This window comes from Microbulbifer regidiadema (SeqCode), from assembly GCF_052467605.1.
Genome location: NZ_CP174317.1, coordinates 15,121 through 40,442 on the forward strand (window position 1 = coordinate 15,121; position 25,322 = coordinate 40,442).

At 52.5% G+C, this 25,322-nt stretch carries 25 protein-coding genes and 3 pseudogenes; 12 read left to right on the plus strand and 16 right to left on the minus strand.

Features of this window, described 5'->3' with window-relative positions; genetic code table 11:
* Window positions 1-3: 3 nt before the first annotated feature.
* Both ACJJIF_RS21885 and ACJJIF_RS21890 read right to left on the minus strand, forming a co-directional pair.
* The gene (locus ACJJIF_RS21885) at window positions 4-1,311 is read right to left on the minus strand and encodes an amidohydrolase (RefSeq protein WP_444932434.1); all 1,308 of its coding nucleotides are present in this window, start codon (window positions 1,309-1,311) and stop codon (window positions 4-6) included.
* Between the two features lie 93 nt (window positions 1,312-1,404).
* Window positions 1,405-2,793 (minus strand): cytochrome P450, encoded by a 1,389-nt coding sequence (locus tag ACJJIF_RS21890; RefSeq protein ID WP_414136264.1) that lies wholly within the window; start codon window positions 2,791-2,793, stop codon window positions 1,405-1,407.
* A 357-nt stretch (window positions 2,794-3,150) separates the two neighbouring features.
* On the opposite strand from ACJJIF_RS21890, the gene ACJJIF_RS21895 reads away from it, so the two are divergent.
* From ACJJIF_RS21895 to cyoD, 5 genes are all read left to right on the plus strand, one after another.
* Window positions 3,151-3,576, plus strand: coding sequence for a nuclear transport factor 2 family protein (locus ACJJIF_RS21895; RefSeq protein ID WP_444932435.1), 426 nt, complete (start codon window positions 3,151-3,153; stop codon window positions 3,574-3,576).
* Between the two features lie 168 nt (window positions 3,577-3,744).
* Window positions 3,745-4,671, plus strand: a complete 927-nt coding sequence (gene cyoA, locus ACJJIF_RS21900; RefSeq protein WP_208609168.1) for a ubiquinol oxidase subunit II — start codon at window positions 3,745-3,747, stop codon at window positions 4,669-4,671.
* A complete protein-coding gene (gene cyoB / locus ACJJIF_RS21905; protein ID WP_083417272.1) occupies window positions 4,665-6,662 on the plus strand; it encodes a cytochrome o ubiquinol oxidase subunit I in 1,998 nt (665 codons plus the stop codon). The genes cyoA and cyoB overlap by 7 nt, the downstream gene beginning before the upstream one ends.
* Window positions 6,659-7,267 carry a cytochrome o ubiquinol oxidase subunit III gene (cyoC, locus tag ACJJIF_RS21910; protein WP_014290473.1) on the plus strand — a complete coding sequence of 203 codons (609 nt, stop codon included), beginning with the start codon at window positions 6,659-6,661 and terminating at the stop codon, window positions 7,265-7,267. Before cyoB ends, cyoC begins: the two co-directional genes overlap by 4 nt.
* Before the next feature lie 9 nt (window positions 7,268-7,276).
* Complete coding sequence (gene cyoD / locus ACJJIF_RS21915) at window positions 7,277-7,576, plus strand: cytochrome o ubiquinol oxidase subunit IV (protein ID WP_008550819.1); 300 nt, start codon at window positions 7,277-7,279, stop codon at window positions 7,574-7,576.
* Between the two features lie 29 nt (window positions 7,577-7,605).
* Here the strand turns inward: cyoD and ACJJIF_RS21920 are convergent, their stop codons facing one another.
* Both ACJJIF_RS21920 and ACJJIF_RS21925 read right to left on the minus strand, forming a co-directional pair.
* Window positions 7,606-8,607 carry a glycosyltransferase family 4 protein gene (locus ACJJIF_RS21920; protein WP_444932436.1) on the minus strand — a complete coding sequence of 334 codons (1,002 nt, stop codon included), beginning with the start codon at window positions 8,605-8,607 and terminating at the stop codon, window positions 7,606-7,608.
* An 18-nt stretch (window positions 8,608-8,625) separates the two neighbouring features.
* Window positions 8,626-9,771, minus strand: coding sequence for an NAD-dependent epimerase/dehydratase family protein (locus ACJJIF_RS21925; protein WP_444932446.1), 1,146 nt, complete (start codon window positions 9,769-9,771; stop codon window positions 8,626-8,628).
* Window positions 9,772-10,359: 588 nt separating this feature from the next.
* Between ACJJIF_RS21925 and ACJJIF_RS21930 the strand changes: the two genes are divergently transcribed.
* From ACJJIF_RS21930 to ACJJIF_RS21950, 5 genes and pseudogenes are all read left to right on the plus strand, one after another.
* Window positions 10,360-11,349, plus strand: a complete 990-nt coding sequence (locus ACJJIF_RS21930; protein WP_075697740.1) for a TRAP transporter substrate-binding protein — start codon at window positions 10,360-10,362, stop codon at window positions 11,347-11,349.
* Window positions 11,350-11,515: 166 nt separating this feature from the next.
* The gene (locus ACJJIF_RS21935) at window positions 11,516-12,022 is read left to right on the plus strand and encodes a TRAP transporter small permease (RefSeq protein ID WP_054783864.1); all 507 of its coding nucleotides are present in this window, start codon (window positions 11,516-11,518) and stop codon (window positions 12,020-12,022) included.
* A gap of 9 nt (window positions 12,023-12,031) precedes the next feature.
* Window positions 12,032-13,304, plus strand: a pseudogene (locus ACJJIF_RS21940) (TRAP transporter large permease).
* Window positions 13,305-13,322: 18 nt separating this feature from the next.
* Window positions 13,323-14,177: an isocitrate lyase/PEP mutase family protein gene (locus ACJJIF_RS21945; RefSeq protein WP_444932437.1), complete on the plus strand. Its 855-nt coding sequence runs from the start codon at window positions 13,323-13,325 to the stop codon at window positions 14,175-14,177.
* A 283-nt stretch (window positions 14,178-14,460) separates the two neighbouring features.
* The gene (locus ACJJIF_RS21950; protein ID WP_444932438.1) at window positions 14,461-15,111 is read left to right on the plus strand and encodes a glycosyltransferase; all 651 of its coding nucleotides are present in this window, start codon (window positions 14,461-14,463) and stop codon (window positions 15,109-15,111) included.
* A gap of 101 nt (window positions 15,112-15,212) precedes the next feature.
* On the opposite strand, the gene ACJJIF_RS21955 is transcribed toward ACJJIF_RS21950, so the two are convergent.
* The 12 genes and pseudogenes from ACJJIF_RS21955 to fahA form a co-directional block, all read right to left on the minus strand.
* On the minus strand, window positions 15,213-15,368 hold the full coding sequence (locus ACJJIF_RS21955; RefSeq protein ID WP_444932439.1) for a hypothetical protein: 156 nt from the start codon (window positions 15,366-15,368) through the stop codon (window positions 15,213-15,215).
* Window positions 15,369-16,003: 635 nt separating this feature from the next.
* Entirely contained in the window at window positions 16,004-17,065 is a 1,062-nt protein-coding gene (locus tag ACJJIF_RS21960) for a HupE/UreJ family protein (RefSeq protein ID WP_444890636.1), read from the minus strand.
* A pseudogene (locus ACJJIF_RS21965) lies at window positions 17,055-17,471 on the minus strand (peptidylprolyl isomerase); the annotation flags it as partial. The pseudogene ACJJIF_RS21965 and the gene ACJJIF_RS21960, both read right to left, overlap by 11 nt.
* A 601-nt stretch (window positions 17,472-18,072) precedes the next feature.
* Window positions 18,073-18,840 (minus strand): DUF3604 domain-containing protein, encoded by a 768-nt coding sequence (locus ACJJIF_RS21970; protein ID WP_444932440.1) that lies wholly within the window; start codon window positions 18,838-18,840, stop codon window positions 18,073-18,075.
* Window positions 18,841-18,977: 137 nt separating this feature from the next.
* On the minus strand, window positions 18,978-19,613 hold the full coding sequence (locus ACJJIF_RS21975; RefSeq protein ID WP_444932441.1) for a hypothetical protein: 636 nt from the start codon (window positions 19,611-19,613) through the stop codon (window positions 18,978-18,980).
* Window positions 19,614-19,790: 177 nt separating this feature from the next.
* On the minus strand, window positions 19,791-20,078 hold the full coding sequence (locus ACJJIF_RS21980) for a hypothetical protein (RefSeq protein WP_444932442.1): 288 nt from the start codon (window positions 20,076-20,078) through the stop codon (window positions 19,791-19,793).
* The gene (locus ACJJIF_RS21985; RefSeq protein WP_444932443.1) at window positions 20,066-20,554 is read right to left on the minus strand and encodes a hypothetical protein; all 489 of its coding nucleotides are present in this window, start codon (window positions 20,552-20,554) and stop codon (window positions 20,066-20,068) included. The genes ACJJIF_RS21980 and ACJJIF_RS21985 overlap by 13 nt, the downstream gene beginning before the upstream one ends.
* 11 nt (window positions 20,555-20,565) lie before the next feature.
* On the minus strand, window positions 20,566-20,724 hold the full coding sequence (locus ACJJIF_RS21990; RefSeq protein WP_444932444.1) for a hypothetical protein: 159 nt from the start codon (window positions 20,722-20,724) through the stop codon (window positions 20,566-20,568).
* Window positions 20,725-20,976: 252 nt separating this feature from the next.
* Entirely contained in the window at window positions 20,977-21,234 is a 258-nt protein-coding gene (locus tag ACJJIF_RS21995; RefSeq protein WP_444932445.1) for a hypothetical protein, read from the minus strand.
* Between the two features lie 111 nt (window positions 21,235-21,345).
* Window positions 21,346-21,651, minus strand: a complete 306-nt coding sequence (locus tag ACJJIF_RS22000) for a hypothetical protein (protein ID WP_444932400.1) — start codon at window positions 21,649-21,651, stop codon at window positions 21,346-21,348.
* Window positions 21,614-21,997 carry a hypothetical protein gene (locus tag ACJJIF_RS22005; protein ID WP_444932401.1) on the minus strand — a complete coding sequence of 128 codons (384 nt, stop codon included), beginning with the start codon at window positions 21,995-21,997 and terminating at the stop codon, window positions 21,614-21,616. Before ACJJIF_RS22005 ends, ACJJIF_RS22000 begins: the two co-directional genes overlap by 38 nt.
* Before the next feature lie 800 nt (window positions 21,998-22,797).
* A pseudogene (gene fahA, locus ACJJIF_RS22010) lies at window positions 22,798-23,712 on the minus strand (fumarylacetoacetase); the annotation flags it as partial.
* A 331-nt stretch (window positions 23,713-24,043) separates the two neighbouring features.
* Between fahA and ACJJIF_RS22015 the strand changes: the two are divergent.
* Together ACJJIF_RS22015 and maiA are read left to right on the plus strand one after the other, a co-directional pair.
* On the plus strand, window positions 24,044-24,523 hold the full coding sequence (locus ACJJIF_RS22015) for a MarR family winged helix-turn-helix transcriptional regulator (RefSeq protein ID WP_037037584.1): 480 nt from the start codon (window positions 24,044-24,046) through the stop codon (window positions 24,521-24,523).
* A gap of 88 nt (window positions 24,524-24,611) precedes the next feature.
* Window positions 24,612-25,247, plus strand: coding sequence for a maleylacetoacetate isomerase (gene maiA, locus ACJJIF_RS22020; RefSeq protein WP_444932402.1), 636 nt, complete (start codon window positions 24,612-24,614; stop codon window positions 25,245-25,247).
* Window positions 25,248-25,322 lie beyond the last annotated feature (75 nt).

Here is a 25,322-nt window from a genome sequence, read left to right on the forward strand (position 1 = left end):
CGGTTAAACACCGGTTTGGAACGTCGGCATGTAACGGTTCATGCGGTTGCTGCCGAACAGGTCTTCCAGCTGGTCGCCGTAAAAGGTGATGTGATCCACGAAGAAGCCAAGGGAGACACCCAGATTAGTCGCCCATTGGATCTGCTCGCGGGTGATCAGCGCGTTGTGCTCCAGCCGGTGCTGAATGTCATCGCGCGGGTCTTCGGCCTGAATGGTGGCGATGGCCATCAAAGCCTGATCAATGGCGCGCTCGCCCTGCACATGCATGGCCACCTGCCCGCTCTTCTTGTGCACCTCACGCAGTTTCTCAATCAGATCCGTATCGCTCATGTTGAGCTCGCCGTGATGGCCTGAGGAGAGGCCGAGCCGTTCCAGCACCAGCTCAGAGGTTTCATAGGGGTGATAGGTGGCGGCAGCTCCGGTGAACGGAGAGCCATCCAGCCAGAACTTGGCGCCCAAAATGGTGAAGCGGTCATCGCCGCCAAAGCGCCAGTTGGGTAGCTGATCTTCTGTCAGATAGAGATAGGTCCGTACCGGCGGGTTGTCCTCCAGCCCAATGCGCTGCAACAGGCCCACTGGATTGGGGTGACGTCCCACGGCTCCCGTCACGCCGATGCTGGTGTAACCGGCCTTGGCATAGTCCGTATACTTCTTGCGCACCAGCAGTTCCACGGCCTCATCGGATGGGGCCGGAATTGCGGAAACAACGCGGTTGATCTCTTCCAACTCCCGCAGCATTGGCCCGCGGCCCGGGTCAATGCCTGCTTCTTTCAGGGCTGCTGAGTTGGCGTAGGCCTCATGCATCATCTGGGTCAGAACCAGCATGGGCTTGTCAGGAGAGATGGCGTCCAGTTCCGCCAAAGTTGGCGGGGAAAGGTCTTTGATCGCGATCGGATCCCAGCCATAGGCCAGCACCCACGGGGTCAGGCTGTACTCATCCGCCGATTCCTCAAGGGCCTTCATGATCTGCGAACGGCTGTCGTATTTGAAGGCGCTGATGTCTGTGGCGGCGCCCAGCAAAGCGGCGGCAATCGGGTGGGTATGCGGTTCAATCAGGCCGGGGATCAGCGTGCCTTTGAGGCGGATGAGTTTGGCTTTGTCCTGATTTTCCAGCTGGCGCACATCGCCTAACGCCATGATTTCGTTGCCATCAACCAAAATGGCCTGCACCTGCGGGCGCTCCGGGTCCATGGTCAGAATACGGTCGGCGGTGATGATGTACTTGGTTGGATATTCTGGCGGCAGGGAGTACCAGTAGTAGCCAGCAGCGGCGCCTACAATGACAATGACCAGCCCAGCAATCCAACGCATACCAACCTCCTCCTTCTTACCCTTACGGAATGATGCATATAATTGGCAGGGACGCCACCCGATAGTTTCGGGCTTTTCGCAGGTTTTGCTCCCCTAATGGGTCATATGACTGCGCTTGATGAGCTTGCATCGGATCTCAGACTGAGACCGCAGCGCAATTCCCGTTTCCGGAAAGACCTCCTCCGGCTTTTCTGCCTTGAAGTTGTAATGGCGCGTCACGCCAGCCAGCACAGAGGTGGCCTCCACCGTCGAGAAACTGGCTCCGGCACACACGCGTGGCCCAATGCCAAACGGCATGTACGCCCCGGTCATGGGGTCGTCGTCGCGCTCAAACCGGTCCGGATCAAAGTGGTCGGGATGGTGCCAGTAAGACCGGTGCCGGTGAACGATCCAGGGTGAAATGATGATCAGCGCCCCGCGCGGGATTTTGTGTCCGCCAATGGTGGTCTCTTCCACCGCCATGCGAGAAAGGAATGCGATGGGCGGATAGAGCCGCGTGGTTTCGCGGAAGATGTTGCGGGTGAACCTCAGCTTGGACAGGTGCTTGTACTCAAGCACTTCCCCGTTTGTGATGCTATCCGTCTCCCGCCGGATACGCTCAGAATAGTCTGGCCGCTGGGAGAGGATGAAGAATGCCCAGTTGAGCACGGCAGACGTTGTCTCGTGACCGGCAAGGAAGAACGTGGCGATATGGTCCACCAGCTGCTCCTTGCTGAAGGGCAGACCGGTTTGCGGATGGCGGGCATCCAGAAGGCGCTGGCACATGTCATCATGCTGGCCGAACCGATCAGCGGTGTGCTCATCTACCAAGTCTGTCAGAAGCAGCCGGATTTCATCGCGTAGGATCTCCGCTTCCTTCGGCATAGGCCGGTTAGGCCCTTCACCGGTTCCGCGCAGGATCATCTTGCGCGCCCATGTTGTGGTGATCGCCTGATACTGCATGGCCTGCGTAAACACCTTGCGGGCGCGCACGCTGTCGATGGGATGTGAAAAGATGGTGCGGAAAATGATGTCAGCGGTTAGACGGCTCATCTCATCGCGCAGGCTGATGGACTTTCCGAACTCAGCCGCCTTATCCAGATAGGCCAGAAACTCGTTGCAGGCGTCCTGAATATGCTTGAAGGCACTGCGCACACCCACGTGAGAAAACACGGGCGCAATCATCTCACGCTGTTCTTCCCATTTCGGGCCGCTGGCAATGATCGTGCTCTCCCCGATCACCGGTTTGAGCGTATCCACCATCACATCCGATTTTGGAAACGACAGGCGCTTTTCAACCAGCACCTCATTCACCAGATCCGGCGCGTTGACCAGGAAGCAAGGTCGGCGGGTAAAATAGACCCGCTCCATCGGACTGTTGAAGAACTCCTCGGGGATAAGGTTTAAAACATTGCGCGCCCAGAACACGCGAAACAGTCGCAGACCTCGGAGCGGTTTGCAGGGCGTTGGTGCCGGAGGCCGATAAAGGATTGGTTCAGGCATGTATGCTGCTTCTTTCGCGGTACATATCTATCGCGTGGCAGCCTTGTCCGTTCATTTTCTGCTCTGGGTCATGAAAAACAAAAAAACGCCAGAAAACGCAAAAAACGCATAAACCTTTCAAAGTCCACGCAAACAATCTTTTCTGTTATTTTTCTAACACTTAGCTCTCTAATGCGGAGCTAAGGAAACAGCGCAAAAATCCCGGTTACTCTTCATAAATCCTCAAGCAAGCCCGCACTTATTCCCGCCCCTCCGGCTAGGTTGACCATTACGTCAATATGGGTTTGACTGGTGATGCTCTGTCTGTTCCGTCATTGCGTTTGGGGAATAAAGGCAGCAGCTGGGGAGGATAAACGGATGTCGACGAACTACTCTGAAAACCTGCAGAAGTGGCTGGATATGCTGGAGGGCGGCAAGGATCTGGCGAAACTGTCTGCCATGATCGCCAAGGACTGCGTGTTTTACAGCCCGGTGGTGCACACGCCGCAACGGGGCCAGCAGATCACCGTCATGTATCTTTATGGCGCGGCTCAGGTGCTTGGCGTCAACACAAGCTTCAAATATGTGCGCATTCTGGATTGCGGTGACAATGCTGTGCTGGAGTTCGAGACAGAAGTCGACGGCATCTTCATCAACGGGGTCGACATGATCCATTGGAATGAAGAGGGCCTGATCGATGATTTCAAGGTCATGCTGCGCCCCCTTAAAGCGGTGACCATGGTGCAGGCGAAAATGGCAGAAATGCTGGAAGCCCTTAAAGCACCTGCAAAGACTGCTGGATAAATTGAAGGATGCAGGGGAGTAATTGATAACCATCTCTGTGCTCCCCTCATAGAATTGGTTCCTGAAATCTCATGGGTCTCAGGCCGTGAGGCCGTGACCTTAAATATTCTGTAATCCCCCACCCCTTGAAATATTCCCGTTAGGTCACCAATCCTGCGCGGGAATACGATGAAACATTTCATTTCAAAACCTTGTCTAAGGGGAATAACTCTGCTGGGCCTCCTGCTTGTGTTGGCGGGATGTGGCTTGCAGACCTCTCCAGTCGCCGACCCCAAAGGCCCCATCGCCATCATTGAGCGGGATCTGCTTTACACCGCCTTCTTCATTATGCTGATCGTGGTTATTCCCGTTTACTTCATGGTGTTCTGGTTCATCTGGCGCTACCGCGCAAAAGGTGGGACGGGTGAATACAAGCCGGAATGGCACAAATCCACCATTATTGAGGTGTTCGTCTGGTCCATTCCCGCCGCTATCATCATCACGCTTGGCTATCTGGTCTGGACTTATTCCTACAAGCTTGACCCTTACAAGAAGATCGCAACGCCAGAAAACACCATCAATGTGCAGGTGGTGGCGCAGGACTGGAAGTGGCTCTTCATCTACCCGGACCTTGGCATTGCCTCCGTCAACGAACTCGCCTTCCCCGTTGATAAAGCCGTCAGCATGAAGCTGACCTCAGACACAGTCATGAACTCGCTGCTCATTCCCGCATTAGGGGGACAAATCTATGCCATGGCGGGGATGACCAGTGAGCTGAACCTGAAAGCGAACGAGACCGGACGCTTCCGCGGGCGCAACACACAATACAGCGGCGATGGTTTTGCCATGCAGTTCTTCGACGCTGTGGCGATGACAGAAGAAGAGTTTCAGGACTGGGTTGCCAACGCCAAAGCGCAGTCCAAACCGCTCTCCACGGTGACATACGATCAGCTTGCCCAGCCCAGCATTGCCCACGGGGTGGAGTACTTCTCGTGGGTCAAACCGGGCCTGTTTGAAGAGATCCTGAAAAAGTATGCCCGCCGGCCCGAGACCACCTTGCGCAGACATGCGCCAGCGACGACCCAGCCAGCTTGTGAGGGGGATACACCATGCTAGGAAGATTAGGATTTGACTCCCTCCCCTTCTACAGCGCCATCGCCTTTGGCGGCGCCTCCATCACCGTTCTGGGTGGACTGGTTGTCTTTCTGCTGGTCACATACTTCGGTAAGTGGCGGTATTTCTGGGAAGAATGGCTGACGAGCCTGGATCATAAACGCATCGGCATCATGTACATCGCCCTTGCCATGGTGATGCTGGTACGCGGCTTTGTGGATGCGCTGATGATGCGCTCGCAGCAGGCCATGGCGTTGAATAACGATGGCTATCTTGCGCCCGAGCACTTCGATCAGGTGTTCAGCTCTCACGGCACGATCATGATCTTCTTCATGGCCATGCCGTTCCTGACGGGCCTGATCAACATCGTCGTGCCGCAGCAGATCGGCGCGCGTGATGTGGCCTTCCCGTTCATGAACTCCATCAGCTTATGGCTCACCGCAGCCGGGGCCGCGCTGGTGATGGTCTCACTGGTGATCGGCAAGTTCTCGACGGCGGGCTGGACCGGTTATCCCCCCTACTCGGGCGCGGAGTACAGCCCCGGTGTTGGCGTGGATTACTGGATCTGGGCGCTGCTGGTCAGTGGGGTTGGCAGCACGATGACGGGGATTAATTTCGTCGTCACGATCATAAAGTGCCGCGCCCCCAAAATGCGCCTGATGCAGATGCCGCTGTTCACCTGGACCACCTTATGCACCAGCCTCCTCATGGCTTTCGCATTTCCGGCGCTGACAGTTGTTGCAGCTATGCTCGGTCTGGACCGTATTTTAGGGTTCCACTTCTTCACCAATGATTCAGGTGGCAACATGATGAACTACGCCAACCTGATCTGGATCTGGGGTCACCCGGAAGTTTACATCCTCATTCTACCCGCCTTCGGTGTCTTCTCAGAGGTTGTGGCAACCTTCTCGCAGAAAAGGCTTTTTGGCTACAAGTCGCTGGTCTACGCCACGGCGGTTATCACCGTTCTGTCCTTCTCGGTCTGGCTGCACCACTTCTTCACCATGGGCTCCAGCCCCAACGTGAATGCGGTGTTCGGCATCGTGACCATGATCATCGCCGTGCCGACGGGCGTAAAGATATTCGACTGGGTGTTCACCATGTACAAGGGGCGGATCATCTTCCACCCTGCCATGTTATTCACCATCGGCTTTCTGGTGACCTTCGTGCTCGGCGGCGTCTCCGGCGTCCTCCTCGCAATCCCCCCCGCCGACTTTTTGATGCATAACTCCACCTTCCTCGTCGCCCACTTCCACAACGTGCTGATCCCCGGAGCGGTGTTTGGATACTTCGCTGGCTTCCAATATTGGTTCCCGAAAGCGACTGGTTTCAAACTGGATGAAAAGTGGGGTGCACGGTCGTTCTGGTTCTGGATTATCGGCTTCTACCTTGCCTTCATGCCGCTCTATGCCCTTGGTTTTATGGGCATGTCTCGCCGCATGGAGCGTTACGACGTGGCGGAATGGCAGCCGTTCCTGATCGTGGCAGCGGTTGGTGCGCTGAGCGTTCTGATCGGCATCGTCTGTCAGGGTATGCAGCTTTACGTCAGCATTCGTGATCGTGAGAAAAACCGCGATATCACCGGTGATCCTTACAATGGCCGGACGCTGGAATGGCAAACAGCATCGCCGCCAGCGGAGTATAACTTTGCCAAGATCCCGGACATTCAGGACATCGATGCCTTCTGGGATATGAAGCAACGCGGCGTGGCTTATGCCCCTGCCAAGGAGTACGAGGATATCCACTTACCCCGCAACACCGGCATCGGTGTGTTCCTCGGTGGACTAGGGTTCCTCATCGGATTTGCGGTCACATGGTACATCTGGTGGCTTGTGGCTCTTGGCTTCCTTGGTGTGCTGGCGTGTTTGATAACTCGCAGCTCGCAAGACCACACCTATCAGATCATCCCTGCAGCCGAAATCGAGGCCTATGAAAAGGCCCGCATCAAGGCATTGGAGGAAAAGAAACCAGCACCGGGGGATTTCTGGTCATGAACACATACAGCCCTAAAACCACCGGCTCTCCCGGCCCGACGGAAGAAACCTTAGACATCAGAGACTTGGGCTTCTGGCTCTACCTGATGACAGATGCGATCATCTTCTCGCTTCTGTTTGCAACCTACGTGGTCATGTTTCAAAACACGGCCACGGGACCTTTGCCCATTGAGGTGTTTGATATCAAACACGTCTTTGGCGAAACCATGTTCCTGCTCTTTTCCAGCGTAACGTTTGGCTTCGCCTCACTGGCCTCCGTCAGGGAGCATAAAAGTCAGGCTGTGTTCTGGCTGATTGTTACCATCGTGCTTGGCTTAGGCTTTATCTCGCTGGAAGTGATTGAATTTGTTGGCATGATCCAATCCGGCGCCGGACCGCAGACCAGCGGCTTCCTCACCGCGTTCTTCACATTGGTGGGGACACATGGAGCGCACGTCAGCCTCGGCATGATCGGGATCTTGGTGATGATCTTCCAGATCCTCATCAAAGGCCTGACCTCTCCGGTCAAATCCCGTCTCCACCGCCTCGGCATGTTCTGGCACTTCCTGGACATTGTCTGGATCGGCATTTTCTCAATCGTCTACATGCCCGGCTGGCTTATTTAGGAGAGACAGATGCACCCGCAATCTCACAGTGCAAAGAGGCTGATCACCGGGTTTATCCTCGCCCTGGCGCTCACCCTGATCCCCTTCGCTGCCGTCTGGACCATGGCCTTTCCGGTTGAGCTGACCTTCGGCATCATCGCTTTGTGCGCGCTGGTGCAGGTGGGCGTGCACCTGCACTACTTCCTCGGCATTGATAGCAGAACCCCCATCGAGAATGTGCTGGCCATGAGCTTTGCCGGTGTTCTCATCTTCCTGATGGTTGGCGGCACGCTCTGGATTATGTTTGATCTTTATGAGCGGATGATGTGAGGACATCCTTGGTCTCGTGAGGCTGCTTGTCAGAGAAGCTCACGAGGTTTGCCAGAAAATCCTGCACGGACCGTTCCCACGAAAAGGTTTTGGCGTGGGCAATGCAGTCCTCTGATTTCATTGGCAAAGCCCGTTTGATGGCAACGAGCCAGATCCTCATCGGTCGCGCCGACTGGAGCATCGCCAATGATGTCTTTCGGCCCCGTTACCGGATAAGCTGCCACGGGGATACCACAGGCCATCGCCTCCAGATTGACGAGCCCGAACGTGTCCGTTTTGGACGGAAACACCATCACATCAGCCCCACAATAGGCCTCAATCAGATCATCTCCCGTCTTAGCACCCGTAAACACCGCATCTGGATAGTTCTTGGAAAGAGACGCCAGATCAGGGCCGTCCCCCACCAAAACCTTGGTGCCTGGAAGGTTGAGATCCAGAAAGGCCTCCAGATTTTTCTCCGGCGCAATCCGCCCCACATAGAGCATCACGGGTTTGGGATAGTCAGCAAACACCTCAGACGGAATGGGCCTAAAATTCTTCAGCTCCACACCCCGCTGCCAACGCACCACTCGTCTGATGCCGATAGTGCGGGCTGCCTCCACCATCGTCTGTGTGGTGACCATGGTCTGGGCAGCCTGATTGTGAAAAGCTATCAGCCACTTATAAAACCATGCGGTGGGCAGACCTGTGCGCATGGAGGCATACTCGGGGAACTTGGAGAGCCATGAACTGGTGAACTTATGCCCGTGGCGCCGGCAATATTTCCGCGCGGCCCACCCCAGCGGCCCTTCTGTCATCACATGCAGCGCATCCGGCTTTAGCGCCCGCAGCATCTTGGAGAGCTTGTAATAGGGAAACAGCGCCAGCTTGATATCGGGATAGGTCGGCAACGGCATCTGATGGAACTGATCCGGCGTGATCAGGATAACCTCATGCCCCAGCGCCGTGAGTTCACGGCGTGTAATGCCCAAAACGCGGACAACGCCGTTGATTTGCGGATGCCAGGCATCGGAGACGATAACGATCTTCATCAACCAATCCCTGCAGAACTACCAGAGGGACAGGCAGGGGATCTTGGTGGTGTCACAGCGATCAGAATATTTTCGCGCAATCTCAGTCACTTCGTCCAGCAACCGGTCGCTGAGCGTGATCGGCTTTAATCCCATTTCCAGAAACTGATGATTGGCCACCATCAGGTCATTTTCAGCTGCTTCCTTGCGGGGATTATCCAGATACGCGATCTCCACATCGGTCATTTGAGCGACCATCTCGGCCAGATCTTTTACCCGGTGCACCTCGGTCATCTGGTTGAGAATTTTAACCCGCTCTCCCCGCTCAGGAGGATTTTCGACCGCCAGCTGAACACAGCGCACGGTATCCTGAATATGGATAAATGCCCGCTTCTGCCCGCCCGTTCCATGCACCGTCAGCGGATATCCAATTGCGCCTTGCATGAGGAATCGATTGAGGACAGTGCCATAGTCTCCATCGTAATCGAACCGGTTGATCAGCCGTTCATCCAGAGAGGTCTGTTCAGTCTGCGTGCCCCAGACAATACCTTGATGCAGGTCCGTAATCCGCAGTCCATAGTTCTTGGCATAGAACTGGAAGAACAGCTGATCCTGTGATTTGGTCATGTGGTAGATGGAGCCCGGGCTTGTGGGATAAAGGATCTCCTGCTCCCGTAGATCCCCGTTCACATCCAGATGAACGCGTAAGTACCCCTCCGGGATCTCACAGCCCACGGTGCTATATCCGTACACACCCATGGTTCCCAGATGTACCAGATGCGGGTCCAGCTCAGCTTCCACGATGGCAGACAGCACATCGTTGGTGGCGTTGAGATTGTTGGAGACCGTATAGCGCCGATGCCATGAGGATTTCATGGAGTATGGCGCAGCCCGCTGTTCTGCAAAGTGGATGATGGCATCCGGCTTTTCAGTTTTCAGCAGCTGCAGAAACCGGTCATAATCCACGCCGAGCGTGATGTTGGCAAAGCGGATTGATTTGCCCGTCAGCTCCTCCCAGGTTGCCAGTCGCTCACTAATCGGCTGGATGGGCGTGAGCGAGGTGACCTCAAGCTCAACGTCAATTTTGCGGTGGGACAGGTTGTCGACGATGATGACATCATGGCCAAGGCTGGAGAACAAAAGACTCGTGGGCCAGCCGCAAAAACCGTCGCCGCCCAGTACCATAACTTTACCCACGAAATCGCCCTTCCCGCCGACTCACCCAGTTCAAAGTGAGGTAGCATCCTATTGGTACAGACTGATGAACCCATGGCATTGCCGCTCAGGAAGCCCTGATCCGGCAAAACAGGCCCTGCATGATTAGCCCCAACTCTTTCAGGTGGTCACAATGCGCAGTCCAAACACAGGCTAGATAAGCACGTGCGCCGGACGGCTTCATCTCCATAAAATCAAGGGCGAAAGGCTACTGAGAGGCTGATAGATGAGAGCCTCAATCAAAGTACCGCACGCGGAATGTTCATAACTCCGGCTAATTTTGTTTCATTTCACCGAAATATTTCGTCTTGCGCGCAACGTGATTTTCACGTCTGTCACCAAGATTTAGTCCTCGCGAAATTTCCAGAGAGACGTAACGGTCCGCTACGTCTTTTCTAAAGGCGCGGATCACATGCAGAGCCGATGCAAAGTTGCGTTATGGAAGAGATCTAGACAATATAATTACATTTTCTCAGCAATAACGGCCTGTACTTCTTCAAAAAACACTCTCTAATATATCTCATATTTCAGTGAATTTGTTTTGGGAGAGGGACACCAATGAGAGTAAAACTGATTTCAATGCTGGGCGCTGCCGCGCTTTCTTTAACCAGCGTCACTGCAATGGCTGCTGAAACAATTCGCGTTACTTTGCAGCTGCCTGAGACCCACAGTCTGGGCAAGAACTGGAACGCCTTTAAGAAAATCATTGAAGAGAAATCCAATGGCGAACTGAGCCTTCAGCTCTTCCCGTCTGCTCAGCTGTTTAAGGATAAGGAAGTGCCGGAAGCTGTTGGTTCTGGTGCGATTGAAGCAGGTTCAGCATTTCTTGGCCGCTTCGCCGGGTCTGTTCCAGCCGTTGAGATCGTGAACCTGCCGTTCTTCTTCCGCGATGAAGCACACCTTCGCGCTGCTGCTGCCAACGGATCTCCAATGCGTGAGATTCTCGATAAAGCGGTTCTGGAAGAAACCGGTGCCCGCGTTCTGTGGTGGCAGGCCTATGGTCGTAACATCTATCTGAACAACGGCGATCCGATCAGAACACCGGAAGACATTGAAGGCCAGAAAGTTCGCACCTACGGCAAAGTTCTGGGCTGGACAGTGGAAGCACTGGGCGGTGCCCCAACACTGATGTCCGGTTCCAAGCAGTTCCTTGCTTACCAGCAGGGCGCTGTTGATGTGGGCATGACCGGCACTTCCGGCGTGACCAGCCGCAAGCTTTATGAAGTGATGGAGAACATGACGCTCTCCTATGACTTCGCCATTGAGTTTGTTGCGGTGATCAACAACGACTTCTTCGAGAGCCTTTCTGAAGAAAACCAGAAGATCATTCTGGACGCTGCCGCCGTTGTCGAAAAGCAGCTGCGTGAAGAGGTGTACTCTGGCGAAGATGCCTTGGTTGAAAGCGTTGCGGACAAAATCAACGTGATCCGCCTGAGCGATGAAGAACGCGCCAAATGGGTAGAAGCAACCGCTTCTGTTCAGGACCGTTTTGTGGAAGCAGCAGGCCCTGTTGCACAGCAGGCAATTGACGCTGCCAAGGGCATGTAAGGCCTTCCTGCCTTCATCATCTTAAATCTGGAGAAGGAGCCGTTTGGCTCCTTTTCTGCCCATCCAATCTGTTGGATCCCCTTTTATTTGAGGGAGACGGCTGCACACAGAGATCATTCCAACCCGTGCAGTTCAGCTCTCCGGCAAATCCGTTTGGTGCTCAGCCGTGATTAAGCTCATAGATTACATCTCCGAATTCACCGGCAAATTTGCTGCTTGGGTGTTTTTCGCAATTGGTTTTTTCATCTGTTACGAAGTCGTTGCGCGATATGTCTTCAACAGCCCAACCGTTTGGGTGGATGAAGTCTCCCGTATCGGTCAGATCTGGGGAGCTTATCTGGCAGGTGCCTTTGCGCTCAAACACCGTGAGATGATCGTGATTGATGTGGCCTTCCGCCGTCCGGATACGCTGGTGCGTAAGGTGGTTGAGACCTTCTCTATTCTGGTGATCCTGATCTTCTGCATCACGGCTGTCTGGTACGGCTATGGCCTCTGGTACAAGTCTCTGCTGCGCGGCCACACCACGGACACTTATCTCGCGCTGCCCAAGTGGTTCACCCACGCCTCGGTCTGGGTTGGCTTTGCCTTGCTCGGCCTGCAAGCCATGGCTGAAGCGGTGAAGATCTGGCGCGATGGCGTGCCAGCTGATGACACACTGGAACACGAGATTTAGGGGCAACAGATGACTGCATTTCTCATTCTTGCAGCCCTGCTGCTGCTTTTGGTTTTCCGCGTTCCTGTCGCATTCGCGCTTGGCTCGCTCGGAGTATTCCTGCTCTGGTACTTCCCGCTGCCGCTCAACGCCGTGCCGCAGCGCCTTTATGGCTCCATGGACAGTTTTGAGCTGCTGGCCGTGCCCATGTTCCTGCTCATGTCCAACGTGCTGCTGAAAGGCGGTGTGGGCAAAGATCTGTTTGCGGCCGTGCAAAGCTGGGTCGGGCATTGGCCGGGTGGTCTCGGCGTAGCGACGATCCTGTCCTGCGGCCTGTTTTCTGCTGTTTCCGGCTCTTCCGTTGCCACCGCAGCGACCATCGCAACTGTGGCGATCCCTGAGATGACCTCTCGCGGTTATGAACGCCCGTTTGTGCTGGGGATGCTGGCCGCTGGCGGTACGCTGGGTATCCTCATTCCGCCGTCTATTCCGTTGATCCTCTACGGTATCGTGACTGAAACTTCGATCCCGAAACTGTTCCTTGCAGGCATCGGGCCGGGCCTGTTCCTTGCCAGCGTCTTCATCGTCTACGGCATGCTCTACTCCCGCTTTAACAGCAATTACGAGCGGGTGGAAAAGGCGAGCTGGGAGGAACGCCGACGGGCAACTTTCATGGCACTGCCAACCCTGTTGCTTGCTGCGTCCATCATCGGTTCCATCTACATGGGCATCGCAACACCTTCTGAAAGCGCAGGCATTGGCTTTGTTATGGCGCTCATCATCACGTTCGCCATGGGGCGGATGAACTTGGAGAAGATGAAGGAAGCCACCTACAAGTCCATGAAGACCACCACCATGGTGTTCCTCATCATTGCCGGGAGCAAAGGTCTTCTCCTACGCCATCACGCTCTACCGCCTGCCGCAGGATATCTCCACACTGCTCACCTCCAACATTTCTGAACCGGGCATGTTCATTCTGGCGGTTGGTCTGGTGCTGCTGATTGTCGGGTTCTTCCTGGAATCCCTCAGCATGTTGCTGATTATGGTGCCTGTGTTGTTCCCGGCGCTGGAAGGTATGTTCATCGATCCGATCTGGTTCGGCATCTTCTTTGTGGTGCTGATTGAGACTGCGCTGATCACACCGCCGGTGGGAATGAACCTCTTTATCATTCAAGCCGTTGGGGGCGCAAAACTGTCAGAGGTCGCCAAAGGGGCATGGCCGTTTGCGCTGATGATGCTGGCAACAGCGGCCTTGCTTTACTTTTGGCAAGGGCTTGCCCTGTATATCCCTTACAACACCTAGGAACTGGGGAGCTCAACCATGTCAAAAGCTCAGGTACTCAAGGCTCTGTTTGAGAGCGGCGAACTGAATGTAACCCCTTGCTGCTGGAATGCCCTTTCCGCCCGCTTGATTGAGCAGGCAGGCTTTCCTCTCGCTTTCATGAGCGGTTTTGGTGTTTCTGCCTCCCGCCTTGGGCAGCCCGATGCTGGCCTCATCTCCTACGCAGAGATGGTTGATCAGGCCCGCAACATCGCCTCTGCAACCAGCATTCCGGTGATTGGGGATGGGGATACGGGTTACGGCAACGCGCTCAACGTCAAACGCACGGTCAAAGGCTATGCCAGTGCGGGTATGGCCTGTGTGATGATTGAAGATCAGGTTGCGCCCAAACGCTGCGGTCACACAAAGGGCAAGCACGTGGTGGAACGGGATGAGGCCTTCATGCGCATTCGGGCTGCGGTTGATGCCAAAAATGAAGGTGCTGACATCCTCATCCTTGCCCGCACAGATGCACGGGCTGAACATGGTCTGGATGAAGCCATTGCACGCGCCCAAACCTTCCGTGAGATTGGTGCGGACATGACCTTCGTGGAAGCACCGCGGACCGTTGAAGAAATGAAGCGCTACTGTGATGAGGTGGAAGGCCCCAAAATGGCAAACATGCTGGAAGGTGGCCTAACCCCCTTTCTTCAACCAGCCGAACTACAAGAGCTGGGCTACGCCATCTCCACCTACCCCTTCACCGGCCTCATGGCCATGATCAAAGCTCAACAAGACGCTCTGGCCCAAATGAAGCAAGGCATCTTCCCCGAGCCAGCCATGACCTTCGAAGACCTGCAAAAAGCAGTCGGCTTCGATGCGTACTACGAAGCTGAGGAACGGTATCGGCATTAGAGTAAGGAGTTTGATACGTTAAGAAGAGAGGACATCTCGGCCGTCAGGTGGCTGATGATCTGCTTGGAGTATACGTGTAGAGCTGCAATGAAAAGAGATTTCTTAATCAAATAAGGAGACTAGCGAAATTTGGAATTATTCAAATAAATCATTGCCCTAATACAAGTCACACGACAAATACATACAACAGAATCTCACGGATTTATTAGTCCGATTTTTTCTATAAAAATTGCGCCATCGGGTTGGTGAAATTTCTTTTCTCAGTAAAACGGTGGTTCTTACAATGTCAGAGAGTGTTCGCATATTCATTGGTTACGATACGAACGAAATCATTGCTTATCATGTTCTTGTGCAGAGCATTATTGAGAACTCATCGCTCCCTCTTTCGATTACACCTATTGCATTGGACAATGTTCGCGGCATTTTTAAACGCGAGAAGCATCCGCTTCAATTGACTGAGTTTTCTTTCAGTCGTTTCCTTGCACCGTATCTTTCGAACTATGAAGGTTGGTCCATCTTTATGGATTGCGACATGATCGTGCGTCGTGACATTGCTGAGCTTTGGAACATGCGTGATGACAACTATGCAGTCATGTGCTGTAAGCACGATTATACGCCTGTGAGTGACACCAAGTTCCTCAATAACATCCAGTCCAAGTATGAGAAGAAAAACTGGTCTAGCGTGATGATGTTCAACAATGCCAAGTGTAAAGCGCTTACACCTGAATATGCGAACACACGCTCAGGCTTGGAATTGCACCAGTTTAAGTGGTTGGAGAACGACAATCTGATTGGTTCACTTCCACTCACGTGGAACCACCTGGTTGAAGATTATGCATATGATCCTGAGGCAGCATTGATCCATTACACCTATGGTGGTCCGTACTTCGAGGAGTATCTGGATTGTGATTATGCTGAAGATTGGCAGGCATAGAATGCTCAACTTCTACGCTGAAGCGCGCACGAAAAACGCGAAAGCGTTTCACTATAATGTGGAAACAACCAAGACTGGCTGTGCCTAGTTGGTTAATAGATCTAGTCTTTGCATACCTGAACGAGTAGACTAACATTGCCAGCAACGTAGTTGTTGCTGACATCTCTCTTGATAATTTTACCCCATACATCATAGCCAGCAGAGCAAAATTTGATCATTTGTTGGATTTTTAAGTCGGTGAAAATATCTGGAGTCATATGCAATCCCTTGATAAAATTAAATGTTCAGTATTTTCTCATTATTATTAGTTTCTTCAAGCGTAAGAAAATTACTTAACCAAAGGTATAGGAATAGCTAGACAGGTTGTGAGTAAAATTTGATATTAACCATATTTTGAAGAGGCTATATACCAAATGCCTTTACCTATAGCTACCTGTTACAAACCGAGCGAATACTAGCATACTCACTTCTCAAGCAAATTACCTCTTGGCACACTGACTTTAAGGGCTGGATTACTGGCTTGAGATGGAGGAATCTGAAAAGAGCCAGCTATGAACACTTACACCTAATTGGCACCAATGTACACACTGCAGCGGGACTTCAATATCTGTACTGACGTTTTAGTTAGCCTCTTTATGAGGCAATGATGAAGTGGAATGTACCAGATATGGAAAGCTTGACACCTTATGAATCTTATCATATGTCGGTCTGATACCCGTGCAGGGTGTGATTTGAACGATGTTTCATTGAGTTGCAGCACTGCAAGCGCAGCATTTTTTTCATAGCGATAGTACAAATAATACGATATGGCTGAGCCTTTTGGATCTTTCAGGGTTCGAAATGCCTTATTGGATTAATATCGGTTTAACCTACAGTTAACAGTTTAGTTAGATTAGTAAATCAAACCCAGAGCTCTGTCGATTGACCAATATGCACTAACTACTCCAACTGGATAAATAATGTACCCTGACTGTGCCAAGATATGTTTATAAAAAAATGAAATGCTCCACCTTGAAAAGGTCCACTTGATCAGGAAAATTGAAGCAATCAAGACTAAAACAAAGAGTATCTGCCCAAGCTCTACACCTATATTAAAGCTAAACAAAGCGATGATTTTCTGACTTTGTGGAAGACCTAATTCTGTTAACGCACTGGCAAACCCGAACCCATGTAACAACCCAAATCCACCAGCTACAATAGCAGGATAACGCCAGGTCAAAGTGTTTTTATTACCCCGCTCAATGGCGTATACAATTTCTGCGGCTAGAAACATAATGCTTAATGGGATCAAAACTTCCACAACATCAATTCTAATGGAGAATAGATTTAAACTTGCGAGCCCCAATGTGAGGGAGTGTCCTAATGTAAATCCACTAATTGCGACTAAAATACTCTTAAGGCCTTGGGCAATAAATACTAAACATAATACAAAAAGCAAGTGATCATAGCCCTCTAGTATATGTAGAAATCCAGCCTCAATATACTGTTTAATACACTCCCAAATAGTTAATTTGTAAGGTAAGTCTATTACTAAGATCTTTGGGCCACTAAAGATGTTGATTGTATCACCCTTAAGTTTTTTATATTGAATTAAGCTTGATAAGGCAGGGTTAGCAATTGGGTATGAGATTTTTAATTTAAGGGTGTTCTCTGCTCCTTTAAAATTATGCAGGTGGGAGGCTTGACATAGATAGCTCTTAACATTACGCCCAGAAAAATCTAATGTAGTTGAGTGCCTTTGGCAAAAATTTCCTGTCAAACTTACTTCAGGTTCAGTACCTGGTTGCATAACTGGCGGGGTTTTCCAGCGAAGGATGTATCTGCTTTCCGAGATCTCTTTTAATTCAATGTAAAGCGGTCTTCCATCATGAGCAAAGCTTAGATTATTAAAGATTGTACCTAGTAACGAAATTATAACGGTTGTAATGGTCTTGTAGAGACTTCTATTTAGCATAGGTTGTGTCCATAGGCACATAAGGTAAGGAGTTGTCCCACTCAACTCTATACTCGGCCAGCAATTCTTTAATTTTCATTTTTTTATTCACTTCCAATTTTTCTCGTCGATAATCCTCTATAACTAAGGGGTAGGCCTCGCTAAGGCTGGGTAGGCGACTTTTTTTGTGATCGCTAACCAATATCAGGTGTAGACCATAAGGGGACTCAAGCGGGCCAGACCAGGTGTTTAAGGGCAGGCGGAAAACATTCTGCGCCAAAGTATTTCCGAGATGGCTAGCTACTAGTTGAGAAGTTCGTTCTACATAGTTTCGATGGAAAAGAAACCTATCCCCATAGAGGGAAGATTTTTCAAAAGGGATTGATTGTTTTAAAAGTTGATCCAAAGTCTGCTTGGCGGTCTCCTCTAAATTTTCTTTAGAGTAATGCCTCGCTCAAAAGAAAACATGGGTGAAAGTAATTGATGCTTCGATGCGATATTTTTCTTGATTAAGTTTAAAGTAATTTTTCAAATCTTCATCTGTAATACTTATTTTGCTAGAAAAGCCTCCAGTTACGTAGTCCAGCTTTTGAATAAGTCGTCTTCGTATAATTTGATCATGTTCCTGTAAACCTAGGTTGATCGCTTCTCTATAAAGTATTTCTTCCCTAATGTAATCATCAATCAAGTTGAATTTTTCAGTGTGAGTTAGGCTTTGCCAATAACGCCTAGCAAATGTTTGGTTGAATGTTTTTTTCTGAAATTGGAGGTGCTCAATGATCTTGTCTTCGTTTATAAGTAGGGTGTATTCTTGATTGAATCTATTATCTTTGTTTAGAAATTCTGCAGCGATGAATAGTATTAATGCGATAATGAAAAAGTGTAGCAGGGGTTCTTTTCTAGTTCTTCAAACTTCCACTGCATTTAATGTCCTCCATTGATATTTATAGAGAGTTTCTATTCTTCATCAGAATGGATTAACGAAATTAACCATCAGGCTTCTTTAGTTATCGGGTTTATTAAAGATATTATGGGGTATACCAGATAGGAGAGGTGTAAGCACGCTCCTGGAGAACCGCGGGCCCTTCAGGTGGTATCTGAATACTTCCATCATTAATTTCTTTTGAGGCTACGGCATCGTAGAGTGAATGGCGTGGAGTAGGGATCTGCAATACTCGAACATAGTAAAAAGCGCGTGCATTTACATCAAATTCTGGGTCTTGCCATAAAGTGGATAATTCAATAGAACCAATCTTATTGGTATATTGTCCTGTTTCTCGATTTACTGTATCACCCACAGAATCTAATTTCCCTTGGTTGTTAAGAGTACGTTCCCCAGACCAAGCAACATTGAATATTTTTTCATGGCTTTTTCCTGTCGTATCTAACCAGGATTTAACAACTTGGATTCTATCCAGATTTGCTCCTTTGGGATCTTTAACCGCACGTATGAGCAGCTGAATTGGTTTGTTAGCTTCTTGTGGTTTGGTCAAATCTCCTCCCATAGGTACGCCATGGATGTATCCCAATTCGGCGATATTTTCAGCATCTATGGCGTGCTTAGGGAAGTTCCAGCCGGCAAAGACACGTACCTGTATTCTAGGTCCGGTAGTGGCATACACTTCACGGCGTTTAAACGCAGCGAAAAGGCTCTCTCTTGTATTTTCTTCTGCCCAAGCGGCAGCGAGTCCAGAAGCAGACATATTCCAGCCAGTAGCCTTGGTACCGCCAATGACAGTGTCTGGGAGCGTCAGCAGTTGGTGAAGCGGCGCACGAAAAACGCGAAAGCGTTTCACGATAAATGCGAAAACTAGGGAAACACGATAGAATCCGAAGGTTAAACACCGGTTTTGATAACTGAACGAAGTACAGGACATAAACATGGCGGTGCCGGCGGTATCATTGGAGTGTCCATTTGCAAAGCGGCCATTTTTTATTGTGGGTGCCGGCTGCCGACAGCAGTTGCTGGCACCATCCCACATAAGTGCCTAGCCGCGCTTTTTCTGGTGGTGTCCTCAATGGCTTGGCGCTGTTGCGCGTGCTTCTTTTCCAGCTGCGTAAGACTGCGCTCGTATTCATCATGGGCAATCAGTTTATTGGCGTAGGCCTGATCAAGGATGGCGTATTCCTGATCCTGCTTGACCTGTAATTGCTCCAGCTCGGTGAGCCAGGACGCTTGCAGAGTTTCCAGCTTGGCGGCCAGCTGCTCGCGCTCTGGATTGGTGAGACCGTCGGCGCCAGTACCGGTGCCTTCGCCCTCGTCGCTGGCCGCGCCGACATTTCTGGCCTTGTCGGCGATTAGTTGGGCGCGCACATCGGCGGCCTCCAGTATCCCCTCAACCTTTTGCGCCAGCACTTCGCTGGGTAGCTCCTCCATCATCATGGCATGCAGCTCACCGCGAGCATCGCGGATGCCGTTGACCATAAAATCAAAAGCGGCTTGCAGTTGCGGCGGGGGTTCGGCATCGGCCAGGTTTTCATCGAGAAAAGCGAGGGCCTCACGGGCCTGATCTCCCACCCCCGGCAGCTTGGTGCCCAGTTCCAGGGCGCTACGCAGCGGCAGCAACACGGTATTTTTAAGTAGTGTTGGCGAATACGTAAGCCTGCTTCACACCCAAATTGAGAGCGCCCACCACGGCGCCCCCCAAAGCCGAAGGCAACCGTTTTGCCACCCTGAAATAGGACTTGCACTCCATGGATGCCGTCGGCAAACACACCGGCCACTTTGACGCCACTGGCAAAGACGTTATTCACTACGGCACCCATACCGCCCGCCTCCTGGGCGGCGTTGGTGAGCTGTATGGCGGTCTCTTCGATAATGGGGGCCAGGTGGATGGTGAGCTGGTTGGTTGCGCCCTTGCCCATTTTGCTGTACACGCAGCATGGCATCGCCGGCGGCTTTTAATTTGGCAGAGTCCACTTCATTTAGGGCGACACCGTAATCCCGCGCCTCCTGTGCGGCATCGCGCAGGCCAGCGGCATTATTTTCAAGAAGCGGCAGCAGTAGCGTGGCGTCGGAGGCTAGTGCCTCCATGAAAAAGATTTTTTCGCGGACTGATTATCGACCTGCTCCAGGGCTTGGCCAATTTTTAGCAGTTGCTGGTCGGGGGATAGGTCAACAAAGTCGGCAATATTTAGGTTTAACTGCTCGAACATATCGACAGCGCCGCCACCACCGGTCACCGCCAGGTCGCCGATTTTATCGCTGACATCTTTCATGATGTCGGCCATCTGATCGGCTTCAATATTGACGGTACGCCCGGCGTACTGCCACTCCGCCAGGGTTTGGCTGTTGACGTTGATTGCGCGGGACAGATTATCAATCTCGCGCTGGGCATCGATGCTGCCGGCCACCATAGCGCCGAGACCGGCGACGCCGACAAAGGCTGCAATCTGCGTAGTGGTGTTATTTACTGCCCCGCGCAGACCACCCAGATTGGCCTTGATCGATTTGAACATAGCGCGAGTCTTGTCGTTACCCTCGATAACAAACTTGTACTTGTCTGCCATAGCGGCCTCACTTATTCGTCGCGGTCAAATTCGGCCGCTAGCTGCTCAATCGCAGCCATGGCTTCCAAGTAGTAGTTGGACTGGTCCCCCACTCCGCCACCGCGCCACAAGTTGCCCTGCCGGTAGTGCTGGTGCAGGCGCAGCAGTTGGGCACTGTGTGCGGTGACCATGGGTTTAAAACAAGTGCGGGATTCAATAACGCCGGGGATTACCCATTGGGCGAAGGGGGCGGGGTTGGAGTCGTTACAGTGTCTGCCCCATTTGCAGTTGTCGCAATCAAATCGGCTGGGGTCTCGGGCGATGCTGATTGCGATAGCGAGCTTTTTCTTTCGTCCTCGCTGAGGACGCTGCTAATTAATATTTCCGTAGCCAGATCTCTGAGTAGATCCCAGGGCAACTGCTGCCAGGCGCCGGGGGAATATTTAGCGGGTGCGCCATCTGGCCCGTTGACGTTTTGCCAGTCCTGAATGCCCCGAGCTCAACATTTTCACGCGGGCGTTGTGGCTGGGAATAAAAGCGCCCGCGCTGGTTATTTCACCGTCCGCCATAATCTCCATGTTTTGCACTTGGGTGAGCGGCTTGAGTAAAAACTGCGGCGGGGCTGGGTCGTAGGGGTCGCTGTCTTTTTTCTTTGGGGTAAACCAGTGCGGGGCAAGGCCCGCAATTAATTGTAGTGCCATGGGTTTCTCTTGATTTTTAGGGTGGGCTTAAATCAGGTAAAGACCAGCGTTAGCGCGTCATCACCCCCAGCCGCACCAAAGCCGATTTCATAGGTGCGCAGGCCGTCGCGATCACCGGGGGCGATTTCCTTGTACCAGGCCTGGGGAATACTGAAGCTGTACCGATTGCCGAGCGGTTCTGCCGACGATGCCGGTTTCGATGGCCTGGGTAGTGCCGTCTTGCCGTTCGCCGACCCAGTTCTTGGCGCTCACCAGCGTGCCCTCGGGATCGAAAGAGCCGGTCACTTCGCGGTCTACGATCACTATTTCGCCGTAGCCATTTTCGGCAGAGATATCTGTCGGCGTGGCGATGGTGTAGCCCATCTCCAGGCTCAGCGCGCTAATCACTGCGGCGTAACCGCCGACGCGAAACGGCATATTGATCACTGGCGGCGGCACGACATCGCTGTAGCTGGCAACGGGCAAGCCGGCATCGGTGGGGCCGCTGACGTGTCCGGTCAGGGTGAAGGCCACTTTGCCCACTTCGCCGGTAGTGAGCGGTCGGGGTCCAGGTGCCGCGCACGCCGGTTAATTTGTACAGGCTGCCGTCTTCGTAGAGATAGAGCGTGATACTTTCGTGGCCTTCGCTGGCCAGGTTGTACTCGACACTGGTGCCGGCGGTGATGGTTTCGGCCAGTCCGCAGGCGCGCAGCAGCGGTGCGATTTCCGGCGGGGTGCCCGCAGCGCCTGAGCCTTTTAACTCTGCGTTAAATGTCACCTCCATCAGCGTGCCAGCAAACACCCCTTGCAGGGCGCCGAGCGTCGGCGAGACGGGTTTGCGTTCAACCATGCGGGCGCCGGCAAAACTCCAGCCGACTTCCTCGACCAAAATGGCGTTGGCGGCGCCGGTGGGCGCGGCGTCATTGCCGTATTCGGTTCAACCTGGCCAGGATTAATTCCCGTTTAACCAGTTTCTTTTTCGTTGCCATCGGCGGCCTCGCGTGTGGTTAATTCCGGGGCGGGCCGGGTGTGGCTGCCGCCTTTGCGCGGAATAAATTCCAGTTTGCCGGGCGCTTTGCCGGCGGTTTTCTTCGGCTCTTTTTCGTTGGCCTTTTTGCTCATGGGCTCTCCAGGCTGGTGGTGCTGTGGCGAATCAAGTACTTCCAGGAACTGGTAGCTACGGCGCGGGCCTTGCCGGCGTGCTCGGTGTCCGGCTCGCTCAGGCCCTGGGCGTCGCAATCCAATACGAAACCCAGCCCCAGGGCGTAATCCGCCATGAGCGCAGCGTGGATCTCGCCATCGATTTTCAGCATCTTTTCGTCGATCTCTTCGGGCTTTCCGGCCACGTAGATATCGATATGGATATCCTGCTCGGCATTGACAAAGCTGTTGCCGAGCATCGAATCCACACGGCGATGTCGATGCGGCAGGCGGGGTCAGCGGCGCACGAAAAACGCGAAAGCGTTTCACGATAAATGCGAAAACACAGACGACTACAAACGGAATCGAGGTTAAATACCGGCTTGAAAACCGAACGAAGAGAGAGGACAAAAAAAAAACGAACGAAGAACGCGCACACACACACACGTACGCCTGCAACTCAATGTCATAGATCATCGGACCCGGCTCATTGAGGTAAGGCAGAAGTTCCTTTTCACGCTCCGGTGTGCTGGTGCGGAAGGACTCCAGCGCAGCCTTCGTCACAACCCACGGGCTGATGGAGGTCGCGAATGCTTTTGCCTGAAACGGACCAAGCGGCTGATATTCCCAGCCCTGAATGTCACGGGCGGACCAGTCGTTGAGCAGAACGTAACCGAAGATCATGTCGTCGGCTTCCTGCACGGTGATCGGCTGACCCATGGTGCTTGGTGTTCCAACAACAGCGCCCATTTCCAGCTCAATGTCGAGACGTGCACAAGCCTTGAAGGATGGCACCTGAGCGGTTGGGGCTTTGGTCTGGCCCAGTGGGCGCTTAATATCTGTACCGGATACAACGACCGTTGAGGCGCGGCCATTGTATCCGATTGGGATATGCAACCAGTTTGGTGGTAGTGCATTCTCAGCGCCGCGCAGGATGGTGCCAATATTCATGGCATGCTGCTTGCCAGCGTAAAAGTCGGTGTATTCAGAAACCGCGAAAGGCAGGTACATCTGTGCCGCACTCATTGGCACCAGCGCTTTTGCCTTCAGAATATCGTTGCCGGAAAGAGCATTATTGCCATCTTTGGAAAGCAGAGCAGTCAGCTGATCGCGCACGCTGTCCCAGGACGCTTTGCCGAGACCCATGAAGTCGTTGAGGGCTGGCTTATCGAAGACGGTGGCAGAACCGCCTGCATTGAGAAGACCGGCGGATTCCAGCACAGCCATGTCAACAACCATGTCCCCGATCGCAACACCACACCGTGGCTCTTCACCGTTTTTGGCAAACACACCGTAGGGAAGATTCTGGATTGGGAAATGGCAGTGCGCTGCATTCGCACTCTCGATCCAACTCGTCATAACACATCCTTGGCAATTGAAGATCGCAGCAAAGTCCTCCCAAACTCAGGCAATCTGTAATTTATCTAATCTCAGAATAGTTTCACTTGTAACTTTGTCAATAACATTTTCCGCCAAAACAAATTCCCTAAGCGTAAGAAAGCGGGCTAAAATGCTGCAAAATGGCTAAAAATAGCTGATTATTCTACTTTGGGATATATATCAGTGAGCCGTTTGATGGTCTTGACATATAGTTGCAATTGATACTATCAGGATATTTGTGCAAGTATCTATGTGCAATAGTTTCATTTTAAACCAACGAGACGTGATGATGGTGACTGCGAATAACACGATGGATAAGGAAGACTTCCAGCTTGGGTCGTTCTTTCCCTACAAGGTTCGTGTTTTTGGCACAGCCGTTAGTACTGCTGTCTCAAGTGTTTATCGGGAACGGTATGGCCTCAGCGTATCTGAGTGGCGCACCATGGCGATCCTGGGTCGCAATCAGGCGCTGTCTGCTTCAGAGATTGTTGAGCGCTCCAGTATGGACAAGGTGAATGTCAGCCGTGCCGTTCAGGCTCTTCGTAAGAAGGAATTCCTGCGCCGCGATATTGACGGAGAGGATCGCCGCAAGTCCGTACTGCGTCTGACCGAAAAAGGTCTGGCCGTTTTCAATGATGTCATTCCGTTGGTCCGAGATGTGGAAGCTGCGTTGACTGAGAACCTTTCCGCAGAAGAACAGGCGGTTCTTCTGACCTTGATGGAAAAGGTGCAGAAAAACGCAGAAGCGCTCATTGGGGATATGAGCGCCGAGGCAGCCAACGGGTCCTGAAGCAGAACCTTTGAAACGTGAGAGACCGTTCTCGCAAAGGGTTTCGCGCAAGATAGAGAATTGAGCTCTGGGAGGGGGCGCCAATACGATGAGCAATATTACTTTATATGATTACTGGCGCTCTTCTGCGAGCTATCGGGTGCGTATTGCGCTGAACCTGAAAGGCCTCAGCTATGACATGGTGACCGTCAATCTGCTCAAGGGTGAGCAGAAGGACACGGACAACCTCAAGCGCAACCCGCAAGGCTTTGTGCCGTCACTGGATCTGGATGGCGATATGATGACTCAGTCTCTCGCCATCATCGAGTATCTGGATGAGCTGCACCCATCCCCTGCCCTGATGCCTGCCACCGCCCGCGAACGGGCCCGCGTGCGCACGCTTGCCCATGCCATCGCCATGGACATCCACCCGGTCTGTAATCTGGGCGTGGTTCAGCGCATCGTGGAACTGTCTGGCGGAGACGATCAGGTCAAAGTCAACTGGATGCGTGAGTTCATCGCCAAGGGCCTCAATGCCTTTGAAGAGCTGCTGGCCGATGGGCAGAGCGGCAAGTTCTGTCATGGGGATCAGGTGGGGCTGGCCGATATCTGCCTCATCCCGCAGGTCTATAATGCGGATCGCTGGGGCGTGGACCGCTCTCACCTGACGCGCATCAACGCCATCGTCAAGGAAGCTGACCAGCTGGAAGCCTTTCAGAAAGCCGAGCCTAAACAGGATGCCTGAGGGAAATTCTCCCTCTGTTTAATGAATGGCGTTCATTTTTCACGCGGTGTTGGAAAATTATTCCTGCACCGCTTT